This is a genomic window from Streptomyces sp. NPDC001828, assembly GCF_042892175.1.
In the GTDB taxonomy this organism is placed as follows: Bacteria; Actinomycetota; Actinomycetes; order Streptomycetales; family Streptomycetaceae; genus Streptomyces.
The window spans coordinates 177838-203378 of sequence record NZ_JBIATV010000016.1 but is presented as its reverse complement, the minus strand read 5'-3'; the positions used below and the strand labels follow the sequence as shown (position 1 = coordinate 203378).

23 protein-coding genes and 1 tRNA gene are annotated in these 25541 nt (G+C 71.2%); 16 read left to right on the top strand and 8 right to left on the bottom strand.

What is annotated here, in order from left to right; genetic code table 11:
• Positions 1–25 precede the first annotated feature (25 nt).
• On the bottom strand, positions 26–823 hold the full coding sequence (locus tag ACFYZA_RS35040) for a class I SAM-dependent methyltransferase (protein ID WP_388494546.1): 798 nt from the start codon (positions 821–823) through the stop codon (positions 26–28).
• A 193-nt stretch (positions 824–1016) separates the two neighbouring features.
• Here ACFYZA_RS35040 and mshA point away from each other — a divergent pair, with 193 nt between their 5' ends.
• Positions 1017–2360, top strand: a complete 1344-nt coding sequence (mshA, locus tag ACFYZA_RS35035; protein ID WP_388494575.1) for a D-inositol-3-phosphate glycosyltransferase — start codon at positions 1017–1019, stop codon at positions 2358–2360.
• Between the two features lie 42 nt (positions 2361–2402).
• Positions 2403–2891, top strand: a complete 489-nt coding sequence (locus ACFYZA_RS35030) for a YbjN domain-containing protein (protein WP_382596385.1) — start codon at positions 2403–2405, stop codon at positions 2889–2891.
• A gap of 32 nt (positions 2892–2923) precedes the next feature.
• Here the strand turns inward: ACFYZA_RS35030 and ACFYZA_RS35025 are convergent, their stop codons facing one another.
• Positions 2924–4267, bottom strand: coding sequence for an MDR family MFS transporter (locus tag ACFYZA_RS35025; protein WP_388494545.1), 1344 nt, complete (start codon positions 4265–4267; stop codon positions 2924–2926).
• A gap of 175 nt (positions 4268–4442) precedes the next feature.
• Between ACFYZA_RS35025 and ACFYZA_RS35020 the strand changes: the two genes are divergently transcribed.
• Together ACFYZA_RS35020 and ACFYZA_RS35015 are read left to right on the top strand one after the other, a co-directional pair.
• Positions 4443–5201, top strand: a complete 759-nt coding sequence (locus ACFYZA_RS35020) for a phosphoglyceromutase (RefSeq protein ID WP_161248451.1) — start codon at positions 4443–4445, stop codon at positions 5199–5201.
• Between the two features lie 219 nt (positions 5202–5420).
• The gene (locus ACFYZA_RS35015; protein WP_382596392.1) at positions 5421–5834 is read left to right on the top strand and encodes a hypothetical protein; all 414 of its coding nucleotides are present in this window, start codon (positions 5421–5423) and stop codon (positions 5832–5834) included.
• A 336-nt stretch (positions 5835–6170) separates the two neighbouring features.
• On the opposite strand, the gene phoU is transcribed toward ACFYZA_RS35015, so the two are convergent.
• Entirely contained in the window at positions 6171–6848 is a 678-nt protein-coding gene (phoU, locus tag ACFYZA_RS35010) for a phosphate signaling complex protein PhoU (protein WP_382596395.1), read from the bottom strand.
• Positions 6849–7049: 201 nt separating this feature from the next.
• Here phoU and ACFYZA_RS35005 point away from each other — a divergent pair, with 201 nt between their 5' ends.
• Both ACFYZA_RS35005 and ACFYZA_RS35000 read left to right on the top strand, forming a co-directional pair.
• Entirely contained in the window at positions 7050–8330 is a 1281-nt protein-coding gene (locus tag ACFYZA_RS35005; protein WP_382596398.1) for a sensor histidine kinase, read from the top strand.
• Complete coding sequence (locus ACFYZA_RS35000; protein WP_017242433.1) at positions 8327–9007, top strand: response regulator transcription factor; 681 nt, start codon at positions 8327–8329, stop codon at positions 9005–9007. Before ACFYZA_RS35005 ends, ACFYZA_RS35000 begins: the two co-directional genes overlap by 4 nt.
• Before the next feature lie 116 nt (positions 9008–9123).
• On the opposite strand, the gene ACFYZA_RS34995 is transcribed toward ACFYZA_RS35000, so the two are convergent.
• Entirely contained in the window at positions 9124–9789 is a 666-nt protein-coding gene (locus tag ACFYZA_RS34995; protein ID WP_388494544.1) for a DUF461 domain-containing protein, read from the bottom strand.
• A 635-nt stretch (positions 9790–10424) separates the two neighbouring features.
• Between ACFYZA_RS34995 and ACFYZA_RS34990 the strand changes: the two genes are divergently transcribed.
• The 7 genes from ACFYZA_RS34990 to ACFYZA_RS34960 all read left to right on the top strand — a co-directional run bounded on the left by ACFYZA_RS34990 (position 10425) and on the right by ACFYZA_RS34960 (position 17045).
• Positions 10425–10907, top strand: coding sequence for a CarD family transcriptional regulator (locus ACFYZA_RS34990; RefSeq protein WP_003953493.1), 483 nt, complete (start codon positions 10425–10427; stop codon positions 10905–10907).
• A 300-nt stretch (positions 10908–11207) separates the two neighbouring features.
• On the top strand, positions 11208–11945 hold the full coding sequence (gene ispD / locus ACFYZA_RS34985; protein WP_388494543.1) for a 2-C-methyl-D-erythritol 4-phosphate cytidylyltransferase: 738 nt from the start codon (positions 11208–11210) through the stop codon (positions 11943–11945).
• Positions 11935–12456, top strand: a complete 522-nt coding sequence (gene ispF / locus ACFYZA_RS34980) for a 2-C-methyl-D-erythritol 2,4-cyclodiphosphate synthase (protein WP_388494542.1) — start codon at positions 11935–11937, stop codon at positions 12454–12456. The genes ispD and ispF overlap by 11 nt, the downstream gene beginning before the upstream one ends.
• Positions 12457–12520: 64 nt before the next feature.
• Positions 12521–12925, top strand: coding sequence for a PPOX class F420-dependent oxidoreductase (locus ACFYZA_RS34975; protein ID WP_382598592.1), 405 nt, complete (start codon positions 12521–12523; stop codon positions 12923–12925).
• Between the two features lie 81 nt (positions 12926–13006).
• Positions 13007–14404: a cysteine--tRNA ligase gene (cysS, locus tag ACFYZA_RS34970; protein WP_388494541.1), complete on the top strand. Its 1398-nt coding sequence runs from the start codon at positions 13007–13009 to the stop codon at positions 14402–14404.
• Between the two features lie 109 nt (positions 14405–14513).
• Positions 14514–15470 carry a 23S rRNA (guanosine(2251)-2'-O)-methyltransferase RlmB gene (gene rlmB, locus ACFYZA_RS34965; protein ID WP_167158106.1) on the top strand — a complete coding sequence of 319 codons (957 nt, stop codon included), beginning with the start codon at positions 14514–14516 and terminating at the stop codon, positions 15468–15470.
• A gap of 75 nt (positions 15471–15545) precedes the next feature.
• A complete protein-coding gene (locus ACFYZA_RS34960; protein ID WP_388494540.1) occupies positions 15546–17045 on the top strand; it encodes a DoxX family protein in 1500 nt (499 codons plus the stop codon).
• A 154-nt stretch (positions 17046–17199) separates the two neighbouring features.
• On the opposite strand, the gene ACFYZA_RS34955 is transcribed toward ACFYZA_RS34960, so the two are convergent.
• From ACFYZA_RS34955 to ACFYZA_RS34945, 3 genes are all read right to left on the bottom strand, one after another.
• A complete protein-coding gene (locus ACFYZA_RS34955; protein ID WP_382598600.1) occupies positions 17200–17931 on the bottom strand; it encodes an NDP-sugar synthase in 732 nt (243 codons plus the stop codon).
• Positions 17932–17964: 33 nt separating this feature from the next.
• The gene (locus ACFYZA_RS34950) at positions 17965–18372 is read right to left on the bottom strand and encodes a hypothetical protein (RefSeq protein ID WP_100577781.1); all 408 of its coding nucleotides are present in this window, start codon (positions 18370–18372) and stop codon (positions 17965–17967) included.
• A 210-nt stretch (positions 18373–18582) separates the two neighbouring features.
• Positions 18583–19719 (bottom strand): ABC transporter ATP-binding protein, encoded by a 1137-nt coding sequence (locus tag ACFYZA_RS34945; RefSeq protein ID WP_382598602.1) that lies wholly within the window; start codon positions 19717–19719, stop codon positions 18583–18585.
• 418 nt (positions 19720–20137) lie between these two features.
• On the opposite strand from ACFYZA_RS34945, the gene ACFYZA_RS34940 reads away from it, so the two are divergent.
• The 3 genes from ACFYZA_RS34940 (at position 20138) to ACFYZA_RS34930 (ending at position 23619) form a co-directional block, all read left to right on the top strand.
• A tRNA-Thr gene (locus ACFYZA_RS34940) sits at positions 20138–20214 on the top strand.
• Between the two features lie 409 nt (positions 20215–20623).
• Complete coding sequence (locus tag ACFYZA_RS34935; protein WP_388494539.1) at positions 20624–21271, top strand: hypothetical protein; 648 nt, start codon at positions 20624–20626, stop codon at positions 21269–21271.
• Positions 21272–21474: 203 nt separating this feature from the next.
• Positions 21475–23619, top strand: a complete 2145-nt coding sequence (locus ACFYZA_RS34930; RefSeq protein WP_388494538.1) for a restriction endonuclease — start codon at positions 21475–21477, stop codon at positions 23617–23619.
• A 492-nt stretch (positions 23620–24111) separates the two neighbouring features.
• Here the strand turns inward: ACFYZA_RS34930 and ACFYZA_RS34925 are convergent, their stop codons facing one another.
• Complete coding sequence (locus ACFYZA_RS34925; RefSeq protein ID WP_388494537.1) at positions 24112–25503, bottom strand: NAD(P)/FAD-dependent oxidoreductase; 1392 nt, start codon at positions 25501–25503, stop codon at positions 24112–24114.
• Positions 25504–25541: the final 38 nt, after the last annotated feature.

Sequence of the window (25541 nt, the reverse complement as noted above, 5' to 3'; positions counted from 1 at the left end):
GCGCCGCCGCATGCCGCCCCGCGCGTCAACTGGGCGCGAGCGCAGACCAGTTGACCGTCACCTCGCCCTGCCGCCAGCGCCGCACCCCGTCCACCACCGGCCAGTCGCCCGCCAGGTCCCGTACCGACTTGATCCAGCGCTGGCGCGCGCCGAGCGAGGCGTACGGGGCCGCCGCCGCCCACGCCCGGTCGAAGTCGCGCAGGAACGCGTGCACCGGCTCGCCCGGCACATTGCGGTGGATCAGCGCCTTGGGCAGCCGCTCGGCCAGGTCGGAGGGGCGGTCGAGGGAGCCGAGCCGGGTCGCGAAGGTCACCGTGCGCGGGCCCGAGCGGTCGAGCGCGACCCACACGTGGCGGCGCCCGATCTCGTCGCAGGTGCCCTCGACGAGCAGCCCGCCGGGCGCGAGCCGCGCGCACAGGCGGGCCCAGACGGCGGCCACCTCCGCCTCGTCGTACTGGCGCAGCACGTTCGCCGCGCGGATCAGCGCCGGCGGCTCGGGCAGCGGGACCTCGAAACCGCCGTGCCGGAAGGTGAGGCCCTCGCGCCCGTACGGCTTGGCGGCAGCCACCCGGGCCGGCTCGATCTCGATGCCCACCACCGAGACGGCCGGGGCCGCCGTGCGCAGGCGCTGGAGCAGCTCCACGGCGGTCCAGGGGGCGGCCCCGTACCCGAGGTCGACGGCGACCGGGGCCGTCGCGCGGCGCAGCGCCGCCCCGTGCGCGTCCGCGATCCAGCGGTCCATGCGGCGCAGCCGGTTCGGGTTGGTGGTGCCGCGGGTGACGGTGCCGACGGGGCGTTTCGCGGGTGGGGCGGGTGGAGCCATGGGACGAGGGTAGGCGGCGCGAGCGGCAGCCCCGCAGGTCCGGGGCGGCGCAAGCGGCTCCCCGGCGGGTCCGGCAACATTTTGGCAAAGTGGAAATGAAAGGGCGGGTTCCGGTGTTCGGGGCTTTGGAGGGGCGTCCCGCATGCCCGATCCGCGTCCCAAGGCAGTGCCCCGAACCGAGGAGGCCCTCGACGTGAGCCAGTACGTGTCCCGGTTCGCCGGCACCCTGGCGGGGCCGCCCAGGCTCCGGCTGCCCGGCGGCCACCGCAAGCCCCGGCGGGTCGCCATGCTCAGCGTCCACACCTCCCCGCTGCACCAGCCCGGGACGGGCGACGCCGGCGGCATGAACGTGTACATCGTCGAGCTCGCCAAGCGCCTGGCCGCGATCAACATCGAGGTCGAGATCTTCACCCGGGCCACCACGGGCGGCCTCGCGCCGGCCGTGGAGATGTCGCCCGGTGTCCTCGTGCGGCACATCGACGCGGGGCCGTACGAGGGCCTGGCCAAGGAGGAGCTGCCCGCCCAGCTCTGCGCGTTCACACACGGCGTGATGACGGCCTGGGCGCGCCACCGGCCGGGCTACTACGACCTGGTCCACTCCCACTACTGGCTCTCCGGGCACGTCGGCTGGCTCGCCGCGCAGCGCTGGGGCGTGCCGCTCGTGCACGCCATGCACACCATGGCCAAGGTCAAGAACGCGGCGCTCGCCGAGGGCGACAACCCCGAGCCGGCCGCGCGGGTCATCGGCGAGACGCAGATCGTGAACGCGGCGGACCGGCTGATCGCCAACACCGCCGAGGAGGCCGACGAACTCGTCCGCTTCTACGACGCGGACCCCGGCAAGGTCGCCGTCGTCCACCCCGGTGTGAACCTCGACCGCTTCCGCCCGGCGGACGGCCGCGCCGCCGCGCGCGACCGGCTCGGGCTGCCGCGGGACGCCTTCGTTCCGCTCTTCGCGGGCCGCATACAGCCGCTGAAGGCGCCGGACATCCTGCTGCGCGCGGCGGCCGAGCTCCTCGACCGGGACCCCTCCCTGCGCTCGCGGATGATCGTGCCGATCGTGGGCGGCCCGTCGGGAAGCGGCCTGGCCAAGCCGGAGGGCCTGCAGAAGCTGGCGGCCAAGCTCGGCATCAGTGACGTCGTACGGTTCAGGCCGCCGGTCGGCCAGGACCGGCTCGCGGACTGGTTCCGGGCGGCGTCCGTCCTGGTCATGCCCTCGTACAGCGAGTCGTTCGGACTGGTCGCCATCGAGGCGCAGGCGGCCGGGACACCGGTGGTCGCGGCGTCGGTGGGCGGGCTTCCGGTGGCGGTACGGGACGGCTCGACGGGCTTCCTCGTCCAGGGCCACGACCCCGGGGACTACGCGACCGCCCTGCACCGCTTCGTCGAGGAACCCGCGCTGGTGGACCGGATGGGCGGCGCGGCCGCCCGGCACGCGCAGTCGTTCGGCTGGGGGACGGCGGCCGCGGCGACGGCGGACGTGTACACGGCGGCGATGCAGGAGCACCGGCGGCGGGTCCGCTCGCACCACGGCTGAGGCGCCCCGGCCGGGCCCGGGGGCTTCGCGTAGGCTCGCGGCATGGCTGACGTGCGGCAGGTCATCGAGGCGGCGCTCAAGGACGCGGAGCTCTCGTGGGAGTCCCCGGAGCCGGGCGCGTACGTGGTGACGCTGCCGGGCACGCGCAAACTCTCCACGACCTGCTCGCTGCGGCTCGGCCGCCACTCCCTTTCCGTGAACGCGTTCGTGGTGCGCCACCCGGACGAGAACGAGCCGGCCGTCCACCGCTGGCTCCTGGAGCGCAACCTCCGTCTGTACGGGGTGAGTTACGCGGTCGACCGGCTCGGCGACGTCTACCTGGCGGGGAAGGTTCCGCTCTCCTCGGTGACGCCGGAGGAGCTCGACCGGCTGCTCGGGGTCGTCCTGGAGGAGGCGGACGGGTCCTTCAACACCCTGCTGGAGATGGGGTTCGCGTCCGCCATCCGGCGGGAGTACGCGTGGCGGGTGTCGCGGGGGGAGTCCACTCGGAACCTGGAGGCGTTCGGGCGGGTCACGGGGGAGGCGGGCTAGGGGTTCTCCCACCGCCCGCCCCGGGAACGCCCTCACACCCCGGAATCCGCCCGCACCTCGACCGGCGCCGCCGCCACGGCCACCGGGGCGGCCGGGGCGGCCGGGGCGACCTGCGCAACCGGCGCGACCGGGGCCGCTGGCGCGACCTGTGCGACCGGTGCCTCCGCCGCCCCGTCCGTCGGCAGGCTTCGCATCAGCCCCCAGTACCCCGCCGCGGTCACCGACCCGAGCACCGCGCACGTGCCCCACAGCCACCCCGCCCCGAAGTGGTCGATGACGTAACCCGACATCAGCGGGGCGACCAGGGCCGCCACCGACCAGGACATGGTGTAGACGCCCTGGTAGCGGCCCCGGCCGTGCACGGGGGAGAGGCGGACCACCAGGCCCGTCTGGATGGGGGCGTTGACGATTTCGGCCAGGGTCCAGACGCAGATCGTCAGGGCGTACACCGCGACCGAACCGGCGAACGCCGTCAGTCCGAAGCCGTAGCCCGCGAGCAGCGCCGAGACCATCAGCAGGCGGCGCGGGTCACGGTGCTGGATGTAGCGCGTGACGGGGATCTGGACCGCCACGATCAAGATGCCGTTCACCGCGATCGCCAGGCCGAAGTCCGCGCTGGAGAACCCGTCCGTGCCCATCGCGACCGGCAGGCCCACATAACCCTGCTGGAAAATAAGGGAGATGAGGAAGGACAGGCCGACCACGCTCATGAAGCGGCCGTCCCGCAGCACCGTACCGATGCCGACCTGATGCTCCGTCACCTTCTCTTCGGCCGTGCGCTCGGGGCGCGACTCCGGCAGCTTGAGGAACACCACGATCGCGCAGACCAGGGTCAGCGTCGCCTCGCCGAGGAAGCCCGCCAGGTAGCTGTACTGGGCGATGAAGCCCGCCGCCATCGACGAGACGGCGAACCCCAGGTTGATCGCCCAGTAGTTGAGGGAGAACGCCCGCACCCGGTCCTCGGGCCGCACGATGTCCGCCATCATCGCCTGCACCGCGGGCCGCGACGCGTTGCTCGCCATGCCGACGAGGAAGGCGACGCCCGCGATCGCCACCGGATCCGTCATGAAGCCGAGCAGCGCGACGGAGAAGGCCGTCGCCGTCTGGGCGATGACGAGGGTGGGCCGGCGGCCCAGGCGGTCGGTCATCACGCCGCCGCCGAGGGACGAGACGACCCCGCCGAGCCCGTGCAGCGAGGCCACAAGTCCCGCGTACGAGGCCGAATAGCCCCGGTCCAGGGTGAGGTAGAGCGCCATGAAAGTGGCGACGAAGGCCCCGAGCCGGTTGATCAGGGTGCTGGTCCACAGCCACCAGAACTCCCGGGGCAGCCCCGAGACGGTTTCTCGTGCGGCGCGTCTCAGGCTGGCGACGGACATGCGGCTTCCCCCCGGAACTGTGGCTCTGCTGTAAGTGGTGCGGCTGATGTCCGCAAGTTACAAGTGGGCGAGTTCCGGGGGCCACTGAATTGACGGCGTCCGTCAATCGAGACGGGCCCGGGACCTTGGTCCCTGCGCGCGCGAGGGCCCCGGAACGTCGATTAGGCTCGGACGCATGGCCGACGCACCGTACAAGCTGATCCTGCTCCGCCACGGCGAGAGCGAGTGGAACGAGAAGAACCTGTTCACCGGTTGGGTGGACGTCAACCTCACGCCGAAGGGCGAGAAGGAGGCGGCGCGCGGCGGTGAGCTGCTCAAGGACGCCGGCCTGCTCCCCGACGTGCTGCACACCTCCCTCCAGAAGCGCGCGATCCGCACCGCCCAGCTCGCGCTGGAGTCCGCGGACCGCCACTGGATCCCGGTGCACCGCAGCTGGCGCCTGAACGAGCGCCACTACGGCGCGCTCCAGGGCAAGGACAAGGCGCAGACGCTCGCCGAGTTCGGCGAGGAGCAGTTCATGCTGTGGCGCCGCTCCTACGACACCCCGCCGCCGGCCCTCGAGGACGGCACGGAGTTCTCGCAGAGCGACGACGCCCGTTACGCGACGATCCCGCCGGAGCTGCGCCCGCAGACCGAGTGCCTCAAGGACGTCGTCACGCGCATGCTGCCGTACTGGTACGACGGCATCGTCCCGGACCTGCTCGACGGCAAGACCGTCCTGGTCGCCGCCCACGGCAACTCGCTGCGCGCGCTGGTCAAGCACCTCGACGGCATCTCCGACGCCGACATCGCGGGCCTGAACATCCCGACCGGCATCCCGCTCGTCTACGAGCTCGACGCCGACTTCAAGCCGGTCAAGCCGGGCGGCACCTACCTGGACCCGGACGCGGCCGCCGCCGCGATCGAGGCCGTGAAGAACCAGGGCAAGAAGTAACCCGCCCCGACGCCCGCCGAGCCCCCTGTCACCCGTCCCGGGTGGCAGGGGGCTCGCGTTTTTCCGGGCGGAAGAGGGCCGCTTTTACGCTCCGTCACGGCCGCGGCACCCTCCGGTCGCCGTCTCCCGGTCTCGTGGATAGCCTCGAAAGGTGCATTTCGCCCGAAGTGGTGAACTGCGTTCCACCTGGGGGAGTCCGCCAAGACGGGAGTCCAGAACGTGAATACCACCCTGCGCAGCCGTTGTGTCCGTACCTTCGCCGCCGGTGCGCTGTCCGCCGCCCTGCTGACCGCCGGTGCCGCCGGCACCTTCGCCTCGGCCGCCGCGAGCCCCAAGCCGAGCCCCTCCGCGTCCAAGATGACCGGCTCGATCACCATCAAGGCGTCCTCGACCTCGGTGAAGGCCGGCGACAAGGTGACCTTCACGGGCCGCACCAAGGGCCTGCCCATAGGCACGAAGGTGGTGCTCCAGCACAAGAAGGGCAGCAAGTGGACGACCCTTCAGGCGAGCACGCTGGTCAAGCAGGGCAGCAGCTACTCCCTCGACGCCAAGCTCAACGACAAGGGCAAGCAGGAACTGCGGATCAAGTACGACGAGGTCACCTCGCCGTCGGTCACCGTCACCGTGAAGTGACCCCCGCCGCGCGCTGAGCACGCGAGGGGCCCCGCCCGAACCCGGGCGGGGCCCCTCCTCGTGCCGGTCCCTCGGGTCAGCCGCCGCACTGGCAGGGTGCGCCCGACTGGCAGCCGCAACCGCAGCCGGAGCCGCAGCCGCACGCGCCGATCAGTGGGAGCCGGACCACTTCGACAGGTGTGACGGATGCTTCCTGGCGTGGTTCGGGCGTGGGTGAATCGGCCATGGGTCCCTCCCGGGGGTAGGCAGCCGCGACGAGCCTTCGCCCATTGCATGCCCACTGGGACGGGCGCATCAACGGCGCATGCGCGCAAGCCTGTTGGGGCCGGTACGGCCTCAGGCCCCCTCGACCTGCGCGGGCGGCTGGAGTTCGTCGGCGTGCTCGCCCGTGACCAGGTACACCACGCGCTTGGCGACCGACACGGCGTGGTCCGCGAAGCGCTCGTAGTAACGGCCGAGCAGCGTCACGTCGACCGCCGTCTCGATGCCGTGCTTCCAGCGGTCGTCCATCAGGTGCTGGAACAGGGTCCGGTGCAGCAGGTCCATCTCGTCGTCGTCCTGCTCCAACTGGAGGGCCAGGTCGACGTCCTTGGTGATGATGACCTCGGCCGCCTTCGCCATCAGGCGCTGGGCGAGCTGGCCCATCTCCAGGATCGTGGCGTGCAGGTCGTGCGGTACGGCACGGTCCGGATAGCGCAGCCGGGTCAGCTTGGCCACGTGCTGGGCGAGGTCGCCCGAACGCTCCAGGTCGGCGCTCATGCGCAGGGAGGTCACGACGATCCGCAGATCGGTGGCGACCGGCTGCTGGCGGGCCAGCAGGGCTATCGCGCGGGCCTCCAGATCGTGCTGGAGATCGTCGACCTTCTGGTCCGCCGCGATCACGCTCTCGGCGAGCTTGAGATCGGCGTCGAGCATGGCCGTGGTGGCGCGCCCGATCGCCGACCCGACAAGACGGGCCATTTCGACCAGGCCCTCGCCGATCGAGTCAAGTTCCTCGTGGTACGCGTCCCGCATGGGGTGTCCCTCTCTACAGCGGTCTCCGGGGGGCCGGGGGTGCCTGTGACCCCCACGCTCCCACGTTCCGTCCCTTACGCGTCCGATTCGGCCATAGGAAGTGAACCGCCCCTATCACCTCGGTGAACTCTGGGCGACGAACGTTCGAGCGGCCACCCGTTTGGCTGGGAGAGTGTCGGTGACCCCGCATAACCTGGGTGCATGGACGTGAACGCGGCGGTCGCCGCATTGGCAGCGATCGCCGGGGTGTGCACCGGCGTGATCGCCATGCTGGCGTTCCGCTGGAGCGAGCGCGACCAGGCGCGGCCCACCCGGAGCTCCCTGCACACCGACGCCGTACTGCCCCCTGGCGTGGACACGGTCCTTTCCGTGCTGCGCTCCTCCGCGGTCGTCCTCGACGAGAGCGACTCGGTGGTCAAGGCCAGCTCGGCGGCGTACGCGCTGGGTCTGGTCAGGGGCGGCAAGCTGGCCGTCGAGCCCATGCTGCACATGGCGCGCGACACCCGGCGCGACGGCGAGATACGGCAGGTCGAGCTGGACCTGCCCCGGCGCGGCACCGGCCGCGGCGAGGCCCTCGCGGTCTCCGCCCGGGTCGCCCCGCTCGGCTCCCGGCTGGTCCTGCTCCTGGTGGAGGACCTCACGGAGGCCCGCCGCATCGAAGCCGTACGGCGTGACTTCGTGGCCAACGTCAGCCATGAGCTCAAGACCCCGACCGGGGCGCTCTCCCTGCTCTCCGAGGCCGTCATGGACGCCTCGGACGACCCCGAGGCGGTCACCCGCTTCGCCGGCCGGATGCAGATCGAGGCGACCCGGCTCACCAACCTGGTCCAGGAGCTCATCGACCTCTCCCGGGTCCAGAACGACGACCCGCTGGAGGACGCCGAGCCGGTCCGCGTCGACGAACTCGTCGCCGAGGCCATAGACCGCTCCCGGCACACCGCGTCCACCAAGCAGATCACCATGGCCGCGGGCGGCACCGCCGACCTGTACGTGTGGGGCAACCGCGGCCAGCTCGCCGCGGCCCTCGGCAACCTGGTCGAGAACGCGGTGAACTACTCGCCGGCCAGGACCCGGGTCGGCATCGCCGGGCGGCGCATCGCCGCACCTGGTGGGGACCTGATCGAGATCGCCGTGACCGACCAGGGCATCGGCATCTCGGAGAAGGACCGGGAGCGCGTCTTCGAGCGCTTCTACCGGGTGGACCCGGCCCGCTCCCGTGCCACCGGCGGCACGGGCCTCGGCCTCGCCATCGTCAAGCACGTGGCCGCCTCGCACGGCGGGGAGGTCACGGTGTGGAGCTCCGAGGGACAGGGCTCCACCTTCACCCTGCGGCTGCCGGAAGCCGGCGCCGTTCGCGACCGCGCATCGGCCGGGCGCGGTCCGGTCACGGTCGACGAGGACGACGACGTCCCGTACGAGACCTTCAGTTCCGCTGTGCCTCATTCACCAGCCATAGTTCCTGCCCCGGAGGTCCTTCCGTGACCCGAGTGCTCGTCGTCGAGGATGAGGAATCCTTCAGCGACGCCCTGTCCTACATGCTCCGCAAGGAGGGCTTCGAGGTCGCGGTGGCGGCCACCGGGCCCGACGGCCTCGACGAGTTCGAGCGCAACGGCGCCGACCTGGTCCTGCTCGACCTGATGCTGCCCGGCCTGCCCGGCACCGAGGTCTGCCGTCAGCTGCGCGGCCGCTCCAACGTCCCGGTCATCATGGTGACGGCGAAGGACAGCGAGATCGACAAGGTCGTGGGCCTGGAAATAGGAGCCGACGACTACGTCACCAAGCCGTTCTCCTCGCGCGAGCTGGTCGCCCGCATCCGCGCGGTCCTTCGCCGCCGCGGCGAGCCCGAGGAGGTCACCCCGGCCGCCCTGGAGGCGGGCCCGGTCCGCATGGACGTCGACCGGCACGTGGTCACCGTCTCCGGCGGCAAGGTCGACCTCCCGCTGAAGGAGTTCGACCTGCTGGAGATGCTCCTTCGCAACGCGGGCCGCGTCCTGACCCGTATGCAGCTCATCGACCGGGTGTGGGGCGCGGACTACGTCGGCGACACCAAGACGCTCGACGTCCACGTCAAGCGCCTGCGCGCCAAGATCGAGCCGGACCCGGGCGCCCCGCGCTACCTGGTGACGGTCCGCGGTCTCGGCTACAAGTTCGAGCCGTAGGCCGACGGGCGACAGGCGACGGCCGGCGTGGAGACGGCCGGCATATGAAGGAGGGCGGCCCCGGATCGGATCCGGGGCCGCCCTCCTTCGTGGCTCACGTCAGCGTCGCGACGGCGTCACTGACCGGTGCCGGTGCTCGCGGTGTGCGAGGGCGAGCCGGAGCCGGCCGGCTTGCCGCTGCCGCCCGCGTTCGGGTTGGCGGAGTTGGACGGGGTGCCCGAGGGGGAGGCCTTGCCCGACGGCTCGCCGGAGGGGGTCTCCTTGGGCTTGGGGAGCTCGCTGGGGCCGACGCCCTCGAAGTAGCTGGTGGCCGGGACGACGAAGGCCTCCAGGCTCACCGCGCCGGCCTTGCTGAACTGGAAGGTGACCTTCTGCGCGTCACCGTTCTTGGCGGCCTCGCGGCCGTTGTCGACGACCGCGGAGGCGTTGTCCTTGCCGCCGATCACGACCGAGCCGTGGCCCGGGACGGTGATCGCGCCGGTGCCCTTGGCGGGCGAGAGCTTGACGGTGGCGCTGCCGACCTGGACGGAGTCCAGGGTCTGCGGGTCGGCGCCGTTGTTGAACAGCGTCGCCGCGACGACGGCCGGGCCCTCGGCGTCGGCCTTCGGCTGGGTGACGACCGTCGCGTTCTGGACCTTGATGTCGCCGACGGTGACGTAGGCGTTGTCGGCCTTGACCCCGAGCGTCTGGGCGTTGTTGCCCGCGGCGCAGGCGGAGAGGGAGGCGAGCGAGAACGCGATGGCAGAAGCGGCGAGGGCGCCGCGTCGAAGGCTGCGGCTCACGGCGGCGGCAACTCCTTGGACGTACGAGACGGATTGCTTCGGACGGGCTACGGATCAGCCGGCCGCATACCTAAGGGCCAGCTAAGGGTGTGTCAGCGGGCCTAGATTACCGAGCCGTCCCACGCGCCCCGCACCCGACCCGCCCCTACGGACGGCGGGCCCGCGGAAGTCGAGCGGATCACCCGCCGATCTCGGGCGGATCCCCCGCTGATCTCGCGCTTTCGTACGCCGTTCACATATCTACGGGTGATCAATTCCCCGGCCCGCCACGCATTCCTTACCGAAAATCCACCCGGGCGGTCGGACCCGGCCGTTCGTTGATCAATTCCGGAAAGAATCCCACGCGGCCGAACGGGTGAACGAGCGCCGAACGGAGTAGATGAAGTTCACCGCCTGGAACCCGGCAAACCGGGACGTTCGGCCTCTCGGGACCCCTTCCGGGGGTGGGTAACGTACGCGTTTCGCGGCCCCTTCGCAGCCGCTCCGACCTGCGAATACCGCCTTCCGGAAGCCCTGCGCAGCACGTTCCTGTTGCTGTTGTCAAGCCCCGAGATATGCCCTGACCTGCGAAAACGCCATTCAGAAGAAGCAGTTTCCGTGTTACCCTGGATAGCCACGGAAGGGGTACCTGTCACATGACGTTCAAGGTTGGCGACACCGTGGTCTATCCCCATCACGGGGCCGCGCTGATCGAGGCCATCGAAACTCGCCAGATCAAAGGCGTGGACAAGACCTACTTGGTGCTCAAGGTCGCCCAGGGCGACTTGACTGTGCGCGTGCCCGCGGACAACGCGGAGTTCGTCGGCGTTCGCGATGTAGTTGGTCAGGACGGGCTGGACCGGGTCTTCGAGGTGCTGCGCGCGCCGTACGCGGAGGAGCCCACTAACTGGTCCCGTCGTTACAAGGCAAACCTTGAGAAGCTCGCCTCCGGCGATGTCATCAAGGTCGCCGAAGTGGTGCGTGACCTGTGGCGTCGTGAGCGCGAGCGCGGACTGTCCGCAGGTGAGAAGCGCATGCTCGCCAAGGCGCGCCAGATCCTGGTGAGCGAGCTGGCCCTCGCGGAAAACACCAACGAAGACAAGGCCGAGGCCCTCCTCGACGAGGTTCTCGCGTCCTGACGCCGTCAGTTCCGGGGCCGCCGCCCCGGAATGCCCGGCTTTGCCGCGGTGCCCGCTGACCAGCAGTGAAAATTGCTGTGTCGCCGGGCGCTGCGGCATGTTCGTATCCCCTTACCGCCGGCGCCCGTACTTCATGTCCCGGTCGCCATCGGCGCCCGCACTGTGCGTGCCGGGCCCGGGCGGCCTGCCTGACCGGTGTCACGGAAGGGCCGGTCAGGGCGTCGCGCCCGGCACTCCCCCAGGCTCCAGGAGCAGGGGGTACTCCCAGGCCACTACCCATGTCGTTTGAGGACACAAACCTTGTCTGACGAATCGCGCTCTTTCCGCACCGCCGCGGTGATTCCGGCGGCCGGTCGCGGTGTGCGGCTCGGCCCGGGCGCCCCCAAGGCGCTCCGCGCGCTGAACGGCACTCCCATGCTCGTGCACGCCGTACGGGCGATGGCCGCGTCCCGGTCCGTCTCGCTCGTCGTCGTGGTCGCCCCGCCGGACGGGGCGACCGAGGTGAAGAACCTCCTCGCCGAGCACGCCCTGCCGGACCGCACCGACTTCCTCGTGGTGCCCGGCGGCGAGAGCCGCCAGGAGTCCGTGAAGCTCGGCCTGGACGCGCTGCCGCCGGGCTTCGACGTCGTCCTGGTCCATGACGCGGCCCGCCCGCTCGTCCCCGTCGACACCGTCGACGCGGTCATCGAGGCGGTACGCGACGGCGCCCCCGCCGTGGTGCCCGCGCTCCCGCTCGCCGACACCGTCAAGCAGGTCGAGCCGCGTACCGACGGTTCGCCCGAGCCGGTCGTGACCACCCCGGAGCGGAGCCGGCTGCGCTCGGTGCAGACCCCGCAGGGCTTCGACCACGCCACGCTCGTACGCGCCCACGAGAGCGTCACCGAGAACGTCACGGACGACGCGAGCATGATCGAGCAGCTCGGCCTGCCCGTCGTGGTGGTGCCGGGGCACGAAGAGGCGTTCAAGGTGACCCGCCCGCTCGACCTCGTACTCGCCGAGGCCGTACTCGCACGACGGAGGGCCAACGATGGCTTCTGAAGCGTCCGAATCCGGGCGGCCGCCCGGTGGTCCGGTGATCCCCCTGGTCGGGATCGGCACCGACGTCCACGCCTTCGAGCCCGGCCGCGAGCTGTGGTGCGCCGGGCTGCTCTGGGAGGACCAGGAGTACGGTCTGGCCGGGCACTCCGACGGCGATGTCGCCGCGCACGCCGCCTGTGACGCCGTCTTCTCGGCGGCCGGCGTCGGCGACCTCGGCGCCCACTTCGGCACCGACCGCCCCGAGTGGTCCGGCGCCTCGGGTGTGAGCCTGCTCGCCGAGGCCGCCCGGATCGTGCGCGCCGAGGGCTACGAGATCGGCAACATCGCGGTGCAGGTCATCGGCGTACGCCCGAAGATCGGCAAGCGGCGCGAGGAGGCGCAGAAGGCGTTGTCGGCCGCCGCCGGGGCGCCCGTCTCGGTGTCCGGCACCACCACCGACGGGCTCGGGCTCACCGGCCGGGCCGAGGGACTCGCGGCGATCGCCACGGCGATGGTGTACCGGTTGCCATAGAAACGCGGCGGACTGGGGTAGTAGAGGAGGCAACCACTTCGCTCCTCTTCCGGAAGGACCGCACGTGTCCGCTCAGCTCAGCGACGACCTCAAGGCACTCCTCGACACCCCCGTCTTCGTCAACATCGCCACCATCCAGCCCGACGGAAGCCCCCAGGTGTCCCCGGTCTGGGTGAAGCGGGACGGCGACGACGTACTGATCTCGACGACCGTGGGCCGGCGCAAGGAGAAGAACCTGCGCCGCGATCCGCGCGTCACCGTCCTCGTCCAGCCCTTCGACGCCCCGTATACGTACGCCGAGATCCGGGGCACCGCCGAGCTCACCACCGAGGGCGGGCAGGAGCTGATCGACGAGCTCGCGATGAAGTACATGGGCAAGAAGTACCGGGAGTTCAACCCGGACTCGGTCAACGACGCCCCGCGTGTGGTCGTCCGGATCACCCCGCGCAAGATCGTCGGAAGGCTCTGAGACCCAACAGTCGCCAAATTGTGTGCCCCGGGGCCGGTAAAGGGTCGCGGGGCACTGGTATTGGGCCACTACCCTGGTGTGGTGACCATTCGCCTGTACGACACCAGCGCCCGGCAGATTCGCGACTTCGTCCCGCTCACGCAGGGCTGTGTCTCGATCTACCTGTGTGGCGCCACGGTCCAGGCGGCCCCGCACATCGGACACATCCGGTCGGGACTCAACTTCGACATCATGCGCCGCTGGTTCGAATACCGCGGCTACGACGTCACGTTCATCCGTAACGTCACCGACATCGACGACAAGATCATCAAGAAGTCGGCCGAGCAGGGCCGCCCCTGGTGGTCGATCGGCTACGAGAACGAGCGGGCGTTCAACGACGGCTACACCGCGCTCGGCTGCCTCGCGCCCACCTACGAGCCTCGCGCGACCGGCCACATCACCGAGATGGTCGAGATGATGCGCGGCCTCATCGAGCGCGGCCACGCCTACGAGGCGGACGGCAGCGTCTACTTCGACGTGCGGTCCTTCCCCGAGTACCTGTCCCTGTCCAACCAGGACATCGACGACCTGCGCCAGCCCGACGAGGGCGTCGCCGGCAAGCGCGACCCGCGCGACTTCGCGATGTGGAAGGCCTCCAAGCCGGGCGAGCCCGACTGGGAGACCCCGTGGGGCCGCGGCCGGCCCGGCTGGCACCTGGAGTGCTCGGCGATGGCCCACAAGTACCTGGGCAGCGCCTTCGACATCCACGGCGGCGGTCTCGACCTGATCTTCCCGCACCACGAGAACGAGATCGCCCAGGCCAAGGCCTTCGGCGACGACTTCGCCGAGTACTGGGTGCACAACGCCTGGGTGACGATGTCCGGCGAGAAGATGTCGAAGTCGCTCGGCAACAGCGTGCTGGTCTCCGAGATGGTCAAGCAGTGGCGCCCGATCGTGCTGCGCTACTACCTGGGCACCCCGCACTACCGGTCGATGATCGAGTACAGCGAGGAGGCCCTGCGCGAGGCCGAGTCGGCGTTCGCGCGCATCGAGGGCTTCATCCAGCGCGTGGTGGAGAAGGCGGGGGGCGTCGTCGAGCCCGCCGCCCAGGTCCCGCCGGCGTTCGCCGAGGCCATGGACGACGACCTGGGCGTGCCCCAGGCCCTCGCGATCGTCCACACCACGGTGCGCCAGGGCAACAGCGCCCTGGCCGCCGACGACAAGGAAGCCGCGACCGCGCGCCTGGCCGAGGTCCGTGCGATGCTCGGCGTCCTCGGCCTCGACCCGCTGGACCCGCACTGGGCCGGCGAGACCGACCGGGGCGAAGACCTGCACGGGGCCGTCGACACCCTCGTACGCCTGGTCCTGGAGCAGCGCGAGGCCGCCCGGTCCCGCAAGGACTGGGCGACCGCGGACGCGATCCGCGACCAGCTCACCCAGTCCGGCCTGGTCATCGAGGACGGCCCCAGCGGCCCCCGCTGGACCCTCGGCCCGCGCTGAGCGGAGCCTGATGTGCCGCCCGGGCGATCGGGCGGCACACTTCATATACGTACGTACACGATCTGCATCCGCATGTGGATCGCGGATTCACTGAGGAAATAGGTAGGTCATGGCCGGGAACAGCCAGCGCAGGAACCGCCGCACGTCCAACAAGAAGGGCGCGACGGTCGGCAGCGGTGGCCAGCGGCGCCGTGGCCTGGAGGGCAAGGGCCCCACTCCCAAGGCCGAGGACCGCAAGAAGCACAAGAAGAACCGCATCGCGACGGCCAAGGCCAGGCAGGCCGCGACCCGCCGCCCCGCGCCGCGGCGCGGCGGCTCCAAGGGCACGTCGGAGATGGTCGTGGGCCGCAACCCCGTCTTCGAGGCGCTGCGCGACGGCGTCCCGGCGACCACGCTCTACGTCCAGCAGTACATCGACAACGACGAGCGGGTCCGCGAGGCCCTCCAGCTCGCCGGCGAGCGCGGCAACATCAACCTGATGGAGGCCCCGCGCGCCGAGCTCGACCGGATGACCAACGGGCTCAACCACCAGGGTCTCGTCCTCCAGGTCCCGCCGTACGAGTACGCGGAGCCGCAGGACCTCACCGCCGCCGCGTACGACAACGGCGAGGACCCGCTGATCGTCGCGCTCGACGGCGTGACCGACCCGCGCAACCTCGGCGCCATCGTCCGCTCCACCTCCGCCTTCGGCGGCCACGGCGTGGTCGTGCCCGAGCGGCGTGCGGCCGGCATGACGGCGGGCGCCTGGAAGTCGTCCGCCGGCACCGCGGCGCGCACCCCGGTCTCCCGCGTCACCAACCTGACGCGCGCCCTGGAGGCCTACAAGAAGGAAGGCCTCACGATCGTCGGTCTGGCGGCCGACGGCGAGCACACGGTCGAGGAGCTCGAGCAGATCGCCGGCCCCGTCGTGATCGTGATCGGCAGCGAGGGCAAGGGACTTGGCCGGCTCGTCGGCGAGACCTGCGACTACCGCGTGCGGATCTCGATGCCGGGCGGCGCCGAGTCCCTCAACGCCGGTGTGGCCGCGGGCATCGTGCTCTACGAGGCGGCCCGCCGACGCGCCTGAGCTGGGTGATCTTGACGGGTCTCGGACAGATTCGGACCCGTCAAGCAGTGTCCTAAACACCCATCACTCGGTTAGATGAGTGTGGACACCAGAACGCCCCGGCCCGGGTTCGACGACCAGCCTGCCCTGAGCATGGCCAAGGTGGACTGCGACCCCGCGCAGGTCATCGTCAACCACGCGAGTTTCAGGGTGAAGCTTGCCCCCAAGTCGCTGCCGCAGCCCGTCATTTCGAGCACCGCGGTGCGCCGCAGGGCGCCCGTGGTGTGGAGCGGGAAGTCGGCGCCGGGGGCGAGCGGACTGCTGCAGGCGGTCCGCGCCACCTCCGTCGGCGGCGGTGGCGCGAGTTACGACACCGGCGCGACGCAGACCATCCCGCGCATCTCCGTCGACGACACGATGCCGACGCCGCTGGTCCCCGGACCCGGCGCCGGGCCGGAGACCGCACTGCTCCCGCAGATGCGTACGCCGTACGGTCAACAGGCTTACGCCCAGGGCGACTTCGAGGACTTCGACGAGTTCGACGACGGCGCCGACGACGGCTCGCCCGCCAAGCGGCGCGGCGCCGATCCCGTCCGGCACGCCTACTATCCGGGCCGCCGGATGAACCTCGGCGTCGTGCTGCTCCCGCTGCGCGTCTTCCTCGGCTTCATCTCCGTGTACGCGGGCATGGGCAAGCTGTGCGACCCCGTCTACTTCGACGGCGGCGAGCGCGGCTCGATGGTCAAGTGGCTCAATTCGCTGCACCCTTGGGCGCTCGCCGAGCCCCTGCGCGACTTCGCCCTCCAGCATCCCGTGGGCGCGGGCCTGACCGTCGCCTTCCTCCAAGTCGTCGTCGGCGTACTGACGATGCTCGGTCTGTGGCAGCGGGTGGCCGCCGTGTTCGGCGCGCTGCTCTCGGCGGCCCTGCTCGTGACCGTCAGCTGGCAGACCGTGCGCGCCTATGACGCGCCCGACATCATCTACCTCGCCGCCTGGTCCCCGCTGATCATCGCGGGCGCGCCGGTCTACTCCCTCGACGCGCGGCTCGCCGGCGAGGCCTGGCGCAAGCTCGGCCCGCGCTCCGAACTCTGGGAGCTGCGGCGGCGGGTGCTGCGCCGGGGGCTCGTCATGACGACCGTCGTCATCGGCCTCACCCTGACCACCGGCGCGCTGCTCGGCGGCGCGGTCCGCTCCACCACCGTGGTGACCGTGCCCGGACCCGACGACGACCCGACCAACTACCTGCCCGGCACCCCGCTGCCGAGCGAGACCGGCCCGGCGCTCGCGCCGCGTACGACCCCCAGGGCGGTCAAGCCCTCGCCCAAGGCGAAGAGTTCGGCGAGCCCGTCCGCGAAGGCGTCCAAGAAGCCGAAGGCGCACCAGACGGCCACGGCGGGCACCACCGGACAGCCGAGCCACTCCGCCGGCACCGGCGGCCACGCCCCCTCCCGCCACCGGGGCACCACGCCCCAGGCGCCGGCGCCCACCAGCGCGGGTCCGACCTCGTCGGGCGGTACGGGCTCCAGCGGCGGCCACGGCGGCTCCAGCGGTGGCGGCGGCAGCAACCGCAACCCGATCGGCGGGCTGCTCGGGTAGCCCCCAACACGCTTCAGGGGGCGGCCACTTGAGCCGCCCGACGCACGGCAGGGGCCGGACGTTCGAGGCCCCAACGCACGGCAGGGGCCGGACACTTGAGGTGTCCGGCCCCTGCCGTGTGCGTGTCAGTCAAGGGAGTTGACACGCGGGTCGCTCAACTGCCGCCGCTGGAAAGCTCCTTGGCGGCTTCGGTGAGGTCCTTCACGGTGTCGATGGCGCGCCAGTACGCCCCCTGCGGCAGCGGGAAGCCGGCCAGGCGGCGTTCGCGGGCGAGGCGGGGGAAGGTGGTGCGCTCGTGGTCGCCGACGTCCGGCAGCATCGCGGTGAAGGCCGCGGAGAAGACGTACACGCCCGCGTTGATGAGGTACGGCGAGGGCGGCGACTCGATGAAGTCGGTGATGTGGCCGAAGGCGTCGGTCTCGACGGCGCCCCACGGGATGCGGGGGCGGGCCAGGGCGAGGGTGGCGGTCGCGTCCCGCTCGCCGTGGAAGGAGGCCATCTCGCGGAGCGAGAAGCGCGTCCAGATGTCGCCGTTGGTGGCGTACCAGGGCTGGTCGTGGTGGGGCAGCGAGGCCGCCGCGTACTTGAGGCCGCCGCCCCGGCCCAGCGGCTCGTCCTCGACGACCGTGGTGACGCGCAGCGGAAGATCGGCCTTGGCCAGCCAGTCCTTCAGGACGTCGGCGAGGTGGCCGCAGGAGACAACGGCGTCAGTGACGCCCTCGGCGGCCAGCCAGGCGAGCTGATGGCCGATGATCGGGACCCCGGTGCCCGGGATCTCGACCATCGGCTTGGGGCGGTCGTCGGTGTAGGGCCGGAGCCGTGAGCCCTGGCCGCCCGCCAAAACCACGGCCTGGGTCGGAAAAGTCGCAGTCGTGCTCGCAGTCATGCGGTGAACGATAGGCGTCCCCGCAGCGGGACGTCACCGCTCCTGGGCCACGCCGGAGGCGAAGGAGGTGTCGCAGACCGGGCGGGAGAACGACTGGGCCTTCACGGGCCCGTAGTGCTCCACGGCGGCCCTGCCGAGCGCGCGGGCGATGGACATGCAGTGCTGGGCGAGCGAGGGGCGGTGCTCGACCTCGCGCTGGAGGTGGGTCAGCGCGGTGCCGGGGTCCTTCTCCTGGAGTTCGGTCAGGAGCGCGTCGCGCAGTACGTCCTGCGGGGCGCGCGACTTGGCGCGTACGGAGACGTTCTCGGATGAGGCGGTCAGGATCTGCGATTCGTTTCCGGCCCAGTTGACCCGGGTGACCGCGAGCGTCCCGGAGAGGACGAGGACGACGGGCAGGACGAGGGCGAGAGTTCGGCCGATTCGGCGGGCTGTGTGCGTCACGCAGGCGAGCGTAGCGGGGAGTGATGATTTGGCGACATTTAGTCACCCTGTCGGGGGATGGTTCGACGTCGTTTTTCGAATGGTGTGTTGACGAACACGATTCGAAATGACCGGTGTGCCGGGGTATTTGTCGACAACCGGCTGCGGCCCCGCACTCGCGTGCGGGGCCGCCACAACCGTAGACCCCCTGGTGGCGGCCGCCTCACGGTCTCAGTCTGTAAGGCGCTCGCCCGTAGAGGTGGAGAACACGTGGGTCTCACCCGGACGCGGGACGACGTGAAGCTGTGTGCCCTTGTCCGGCACCGCGCGGCCGTTCACGCGGACCACGAGGTCCTTGGTCTCGCCGCCGACCTCGGCGGAACCGTACACATAGCCGTCGGCGCCGAGTTCCTCGACGACGTTGACGGTGACGGCCAGGCCGGCCGGGGCGTCCGCGGACTCCTTGGTGAGGGACGTGGCGGCGGCGCCGTTCTGCTCGACGATGTCGAAGTGCTCGGGGCGCACGCCGACGGTGACCGTACGGTCGCCGCGGTCGGCGGCCGCGGCCAGCGCCTCACGGCTGACCGGCACCACGCTGTTGCCGAACTTCACGCCGCCGTCGGTGATCGGCACCTCGACCAGGTTCATCGCGGGCGAGCCGATGAAGCCGGCGACGAAGAGGTTGGCCGGGCGGTCGTACATGTTGCGCGGCGAGTCGATCTGCTGGAGCAGACCGTCCTTGAGGACCGCCACGCGGTCGCCCATCGTCATGGCCTCGACCTGGTCGTGCGTGACGTACACGGTGGTGATGCCGAGGCGGCGCTGGAGCGAGGCGATCTGCGTACGCGTCGAGACGCGGAGCTTGGCGTCGAGGTTGGAGAGCGGCTCGTCCATGAGGAAGACCTGCGGCTCGCGCACGATGGCGCGGCCCATCGCGACGCGCTGACGCTGACCACCGGAGAGCGCCTTCGGCTTGCGGTCCAGGTACTCGCTCAGGTCGAGGATCTTGGCCGCCTCCTCCACCTTCTTGCGGATCTCCGCCTTGTTCACGCCGGCGATCTTCAGGGCGAAGCCCATGTTGTCGGCGACGGTCATGTGCGGGTACAGCGCGTAGTTCTGGAACACCATCGCGATGTCCCGGTCCTTGGGCGGCAGGTGCGTGACGTCACGCTCGCCGATGCGGATCGCTCCGCCGTTGACGTCCTCCAGGCCCGCGAGCATGCGCAGGGAGGTGGACTTTCCGCAGCCGGAGGGGCCGACGAGGACGAGGAACTCGCCGTCCTCGATCTCGATCTCGAGCCCGTCGACGGCGGGCTTGGTGGAGCCCGGGTAGATCCGGGTCGCCTTGTCGAACGTGACAGTGGCCATGACTGATGTGTCCCTTCACCGGCAGGAACGTGCCGGACGATCCGAGTAGAGGGAGGAGTGGTTTAGTCCACCTGGGTGGGCTGGGTCAGGACGCTACCGGTCGCTGTCCGTGTTGTCAGCAGCCCGGGCCACCCAATTCCGGGGGCCGGGCCACCATGCCGGGGGTGTCGGTGCGGGCGGGTTGGGGTCTTGGTGGTCACCCCCGGCCGTACCGAGCCGGCCCACCCCGGCCGGTCCGGGCCGTCGCCCGGGCCCGCCGACACCGACGGCTCGCCCTCGCCCCGGGCCCCTGTCTACGCCGGGCCGCCCTCGCCCCGGGCCCGCCGACTCCGACGTATCGCCTTCGCGGCGCCTTGGAGCCCACCCCCGGCAAATTTCCGGCCGCGCCCGGGCGAGGGTTGGTTACACTTCACGGGTTGCCTCCTTAGCTCAGTTGGCCAGAGCACCGCTCTTGTAAAGCGGGGGTCGTCGGTTCGAACCCGACAGGGGGCTCCAGGGCGAAGGGCCCCAGCCGGTGTCGGCTGGGGCCCTTTGGCGTTCATCGCTGACGTCTCCACCGGATGGGCAGCCTGGGTCGGGCGGCGCTTGAGCATCCGGAGCCCGCCGGTTTCGGGTGAGTTGATGCGGCTGGCGATGGGGTATCGGCTCGCCGGGGAGGTCCAGTCCGGCGGTCTCGTACTCTCCCGGCGGAATGACGATGGCCTGGCGGACCGTCCCGGCGCGGGTGGCCGCTCGGCGCCGTCCTTCGTGGGGGCGGGCCGCCGATGTGTGTCGATCGGGCTGCCGTGGTGCGTATCGGCGTGATTCGGCCAGGGAACGCTCGTGTATTCGCCATCTGCTGTCTCGCAGGTGAGAGCCGTGGAAGAATCGCCGATATTTTGGACTCGTCCACAGAGGGATGGGAATGAAGGACGCCACGGCTCTGGTAGAGGCGCTCACGGGACTGGCGTGGCCTGCCATTTTCGGCTTAATAGTCTGGAGGCTGTTTCCCGTACTCAAGGAGATCATTCGGTCGCGCGGCTTCACGGTCAAGGTCGGGCAGGCGGAGCTGACCGTTCAGGAACTGTCGGAGCGGGTGCTTCGGTCCACGGCGGAGATGCAGGGCCGGCTCGCGGATGTCACGGCGGTGCAGGTGCCGGAAGCGGGCGCTGCGTCCAGGACCCTCCGGAGGATCCTGTGGGTCGACGATCACCCGGAGAACAACACGTACGAGGCCGAGCAGTTGCGCACTCTGGGTGTCACGGTGGACATCGCGAAGTCCACGGCCGAGGCGCACCGGGCCATGCTCAGAACCCCCGAGCCCTTCGACGCCATCGTCTCCGACATGGGGAGACAGGAGGGCGGCGCGGACAACGCGAATGCCGGACTCGATTTGATTCACGAAATTCGGAGTCGTGGCGACGGCGTGCCCGTTTTCATCTATGCGTCCATGCGTCAGGCGGAAAGGGTGCCGGAGATTACCGCCGTCGGTGGGAATGGTTCCACCCATTCGATTTCTCAGCTGTTCGAGCTTCTGCGTGGCGTGGGCAAGTTTCCACGGGACGTCGACTGAGGGCGACGGCTTCGGAGCCGGCGCAGAGCAGCCTCGTGATGGCCGGCCGGGCGGGGCCGCTGCGCGCCTGGGGCCGTCCGGTGCGGACGTGGTTCCACTGATCCGTCGCGGGGGATGGCCGCGTTGGGCGTGACGGATGGTCCCGGGACGTCAGGTCCGGGACACTTGTGTTTTCGGGGTGTGGGGAGAGAGGCAGTCAGCGCATGAGCCGGCGTTCCAGTGGGCTTGTCGGGGTCTGGGCCGAGGCGCAGCGGCAGCAGCAGCGGCAGCGGGAGGCGCAGCAGCGGGCGGTGGTGCGGCAGCAGCGGGAGCAGCGGGCGTACGAGCGGGATCTCGCGCGGATGCAGCGCGAGCAGCAGGCGGCGTACCGGCAGGGGCGGGAGGCGGATGCCCGGCTGCGTACGGAGGAGATTGAGGGTCAAGTCGCGGCGCTGGGAGGGTTGTTGGGCGAGGGGTGTCGGGCGGCGCCGTTTCGGGTGGCGGCGCTGAACCGGACGGAGGCGGTCGCGCCGTTCGAGCCGGGGCAGCTCGCGCAGCCGGTGCCCATGCCCGACCCGGCGCACTACCAGGCCCAGGGCGGCTGGACGGCCGGGCGGCGGGCGCAGGCGCAGCATGAGGCGCAGGCCAGGTACCAGTACGACTGGCAGGCCGCGCGGGCCGCCGAGGCGCAGCGGGTGCGGCAGCTCGCGGAGTACCGGGCGCAGTACGACGCGTGGGCGTCGGGGCAGCTCGCGGAGGTGCGGGCGCACAACGCGGGGCTCGCCCAGCTGGTGGAGGCGCTGCGGGCCGGGGAGCCGGGTGCCGTGGTCGACTACTTCTCGGCCGCGCTGTATGCCTCGGGCGCCTGGCCGGAGGGGTTCCCCCGGCAGGTGGCGGCCGCCTTCGACCGGGGTGCGCGCCAGCTCGTACTCGACTGGGAGCTGCCTCCCATCGACGTGGTGCCCGAGGTCAAGTCCGTTCGCTACGTGGCCAGTTCGGATCAGGAGAAGGAGACCGCCCGGCCCGTCACGCAGCGGCGCGCGCTCTACCGGGACGCGCTCGCGCAGTGTGTGCTGCTGGTGCTGCGCGATCTGTTCGCGGCCGATGAGTTCGGGGTGCTCGAATCGGTTGTCCTCAATGGGTTCGTTGATGATGTCGATCCGGCTACCGGGCGGCGTGCGGAGATCTTTCTCGCGGCGGTGAGCGTGCCGCGCGCCGCGTTCGCGCCGCTCAACCTCGGGCAGGTCAGCGCGGTCGACTGCCTGGTGGAGGCGCTGCGTGGGCAGCTGTCGGCGCGGCCCGACCAGCGTGCGGCCGTACGTCCTGGGCGGCGGCCCGCCGACGTGGGTACGGGTGTCGTGTCGCACGGGGGCGGCGGGGAGCCGGACCTGTTCACGATGGACCCCATCGAGTTCGAGGGACTCGTCGCCGAGCTGTTCCGGGCGCGGGGGATGCAGGCGCTCACCACGCAGCGCTCCAACGACGGGGGCGTGGACGTCGAGGCGCTCGATCCCGACCCGATCAGCGGCGGGCGGATCATCGTGCAGGTCAAGCGCTACCGCAATACGGTGCCGCCGACCGCGGTGCGGGATCTGTACGGGACGGTGCAGGGGGCCGGGGCCAACAAGGGTGTGCTGGTGACGACTTCGGGGTTCGGGCCCGGGTCGTACGGGTTTGCCGAGGGCAAGCCGCTGACGTTGGTTTCGGGGGCCGAGCTGGTGGATCTGCTGCATCAGCACGGGTTGCGGGGGCGGCTCGGGGAGGGGGCCCCGGCCGGTCCCGGTTCCGGTTCCGGTGCCGGTGCTGGTGCTGCGGGGGCGGCCACCGTTCCGGCGCCCCGGGCCGCGGGCGGCTCCGGCTCCGGCTCCGCGCCGGACGAGGTCGAGGACTTCAATCTGCTGGGCATGGTGTGGGACGGGGCGGTCGCCGTCGATGTGTGCGCGCTGGTGTGCGCCGGGGGGCGGGTGCTGGCCGAGGAGGAGTTCGTTTTCTTCAACAACCCCTCCAATCCTGGGAGTTCGGTGCGGATGGTGCCGGGGGTGGGGGGTGACCGGGCTGCGATTCGGGTCGCTTTCGATGCGCTGCCGGAGGGGGCGGACCGGGTGGTGCTCGTCGCCGCCGTCGACCCCGAGGGGGCTCCGGGTGGGGATCTGGCGGGGTTCACCTCGGCGGTGATCTGCCTGCGGGATGCGGGTGGGGTTGAGCTGGATCGGTTGCCCGTTGCGGACGGGCGGCCGGGGGAGACGGCGTTGGTGCTGGGTTCCTTTCGGCGGCGGGGTGGGGGTGACTGGGACTTCGTCCCGGGTGGGAAGGGGTATCGGGGTGGGTTGGGGGAGTTGGTGGGGGAGTACGGGGTGGTTGTGGCGTAGGTGGGTTTCCCCACCCCGCCCCTTCCCGAGACCCTCCGGGGGTGTGAGTGGGCTGAGCTGGACTCCCGGGCCTGCGCCCCGGCCCCCTGCGGGGCTGCGCCCCTGCACCCCTGCGGGGCTGCGCCCCTGCACCCCTGCGGGGGCTCCGCCCCCTGCACCCCCGTATCGCGCCTGAACGGCGCTCGTCCTCAAACGCCGGACGGGCTGAAGATGCCCAACGCGGGCCAGCGCCAGGGCTTCTAGGGGCGCGGGGAACTGCGCGACCAGCCCCGCACGGCCCGCGGACGAAGGCCAACCGGAGCGCGGCCAGCCACCCGCGTAGGTCCGAGCCAAGGCCGGGTTGAGGGCGCGCCCCTGCGTCGGCCCGAGCCAAGGCCCGGTTGGGGGCGTGGGGAACCGCATGAGCGGCCCCGCGTGGGCAGGGCAGGGCAGGGAAGCGCATTCATGGCCGCGGGCCGCGTGGGCAGGGGGCCGGGTGTGGGCGGGGCCGGGTCAGTGGCGGCCTGCTATTCGGTCGGCCAGGGTCGCCAGGGGGTCGGTCGTGGGGCGGGGGCGTAGCAGCTCGCGGCGGTCCGCCGAGCGGTACGCCGCGTACATGCCCCGCACCCCCGCCCACCGGAACGGCTCCGGCTCCCACATCCGCACCTTGTGGTTGACCCAGGGGAGGGCGGTCAGGGCGGTCGCACCCGCCTGGCCCGAGTCCTGGCGGACCAGGTCGCGCAGCGTCCGCGCCGCCAGGTTCGCCGTGGCCACCCCGGAGCCGACGTAACCGCCCGCCCAGCCAAGGCCCGTCGTGCGGTCGAGCGTGACCGAGGCGCACCAGTCGCGCGGTACGCCGAGCACTCCCGACCAGGCGTGGCTGATCCGTACCCCGGCCAGCTGGGGGAAGAAGCGGACCAGGATCTCCCGCAGCGCCTCGATCGTCGCCGGCTGTGTACGGCCGTCGTTGTCGGTGCGCGAGCCGAAGCGGTACGGCACGCCCCGCCCGCCGAGCGCGATCCGGTCGTCCGCAGTGCGCTGCGCGTACATGTACGCGTGCGCCATGTCGCCGAGCGTCTCGCGCCCCGCCCAGCCGATCGCCTCCCACACCTCGGGACCGAGGGGCTCGGTCGCGATCATCGAGGAGTTCATGGGCAGCCAGGCCCGCCGCTGCCCCTTGAGGGACGCGGTGAAGCCCTCCGTGCAGCGCAGCACGTACGGCGCGCGGACGGTTCCGTACGGGGTGACCGCGTGCCCGGGGCTGATCTCGGTGACCGGTGTCGACTCGTACACCCGCACGCCGAGGGCCTCGACCACCCGGGCCAGGCCCTTGACCAGTTTCACGGGGTGGACGCGCGCCCCGTGCGGGGTCCAGGTCGAGCCGACCGCCCCGGCGACCCGGATCCGCTCGGCGGTCTCGCGCGCGCCGAGCAGTACCCGTTCCTTCTCGCCGAAGGCGACCTCGGAGGAGTGGAAGGCCTTCAGACGTCCCAACTGGGCGGGTGTGTAAGCGACTTCGAGCACCCCGCCCCGGTGGATGTCGGCGTCGATGCCCTCCTCGTCGGCGACCCGCACCACCTCGCCCACCGTGTCGTCCATCGCCTCCTGGAGGCGCACGGCGCTCTCCTGGCCGTGCAGCTTCGCGTACCGGTCGCGGCCCGCGATGCCGTTGTAGAGCCAGCCGCCGTTGCGGCCGGAGGCGCCGTAGCCGCAGAAGCGGGACTCCAGGACCGCTATGTCCAGGAAGGGGGCCGCCTTCTTCAGGTAGTACGCCGTCCACAGGCCGGTGTAGCCACCGCCGACGATCACCACGTCGGCGGTCGTGTCGCCGGGCAGCGGCTCGCGAGGGGTGGGGAGGCCGTCGGTTGCGTACCAGAAGGAGATTCCGCCGTTGATCGCGCTCATGGGGCTTGTTCGTACACCCGCCTCCCGGAACTGTCCAC

What these genes read in the sequence shown, in the direction of transcription:
- ACFYZA_RS34935 (WP_388494539.1), top strand. Translation starts at nt 20,624, where the DNA reads ATGAAGGACGCCACGGCTCTGGTAGAGGCGCTCACGGGACTGGCGTGG.
- ispF (WP_388494542.1), top strand. Translation starts at nt 11,935, where the DNA reads ATGGCTTCTGAAGCGTCCGAATCCGGGCGGCCGCCCGGTGGTCCGGTG.
- ACFYZA_RS34925 (WP_388494537.1), bottom strand. Translation starts at nt 25,503, where the DNA reads ATGAGCGCGATCAACGGCGGAATCTCCTTCTGGTACGCAACCGACGGC.
- ACFYZA_RS35025 (WP_388494545.1), bottom strand. Translation starts at nt 4,267, where the DNA reads ATGTCCGTCGCCAGCCTGAGACGCGCCGCACGAGAAACCGTCTCGGGG.
- ACFYZA_RS34955 (WP_382598600.1), bottom strand. Translation starts at nt 17,931, where the DNA reads ATGACTGCGAGCACGACTGCGACTTTTCCGACCCAGGCCGTGGTTTTG.
- ACFYZA_RS34960 (WP_388494540.1), top strand. Translation starts at nt 15,546, where the DNA reads ATGAGTGTGGACACCAGAACGCCCCGGCCCGGGTTCGACGACCAGCCT.
- ACFYZA_RS35005 (WP_382596398.1), top strand. Translation starts at nt 7,050, where the DNA reads ATGGACGTGAACGCGGCGGTCGCCGCATTGGCAGCGATCGCCGGGGTG.
- ACFYZA_RS35030 (WP_382596385.1), top strand. Translation starts at nt 2,403, where the DNA reads ATGGCTGACGTGCGGCAGGTCATCGAGGCGGCGCTCAAGGACGCGGAG.
- phoU (WP_382596395.1), bottom strand. Translation starts at nt 6,848, where the DNA reads ATGCGGGACGCGTACCACGAGGAACTTGACTCGATCGGCGAGGGCCTG.
- ACFYZA_RS34990 (WP_003953493.1), top strand. Translation starts at nt 10,425, where the DNA reads ATGACGTTCAAGGTTGGCGACACCGTGGTCTATCCCCATCACGGGGCC.
- ACFYZA_RS35040 (WP_388494546.1), bottom strand. Translation starts at nt 823, where the DNA reads ATGGCTCCACCCGCCCCACCCGCGAAACGCCCCGTCGGCACCGTCACC.
- rlmB (WP_167158106.1), top strand. Translation starts at nt 14,514, where the DNA reads ATGGCCGGGAACAGCCAGCGCAGGAACCGCCGCACGTCCAACAAGAAG.
- ACFYZA_RS34945 (WP_382598602.1), bottom strand. Translation starts at nt 19,719, where the DNA reads ATGGCCACTGTCACGTTCGACAAGGCGACCCGGATCTACCCGGGCTCC.
- ACFYZA_RS34930 (WP_388494538.1), top strand. Translation starts at nt 21,475, where the DNA reads ATGAGCCGGCGTTCCAGTGGGCTTGTCGGGGTCTGGGCCGAGGCGCAG.
- ACFYZA_RS35020 (WP_161248451.1), top strand. Translation starts at nt 4,443, where the DNA reads ATGGCCGACGCACCGTACAAGCTGATCCTGCTCCGCCACGGCGAGAGC.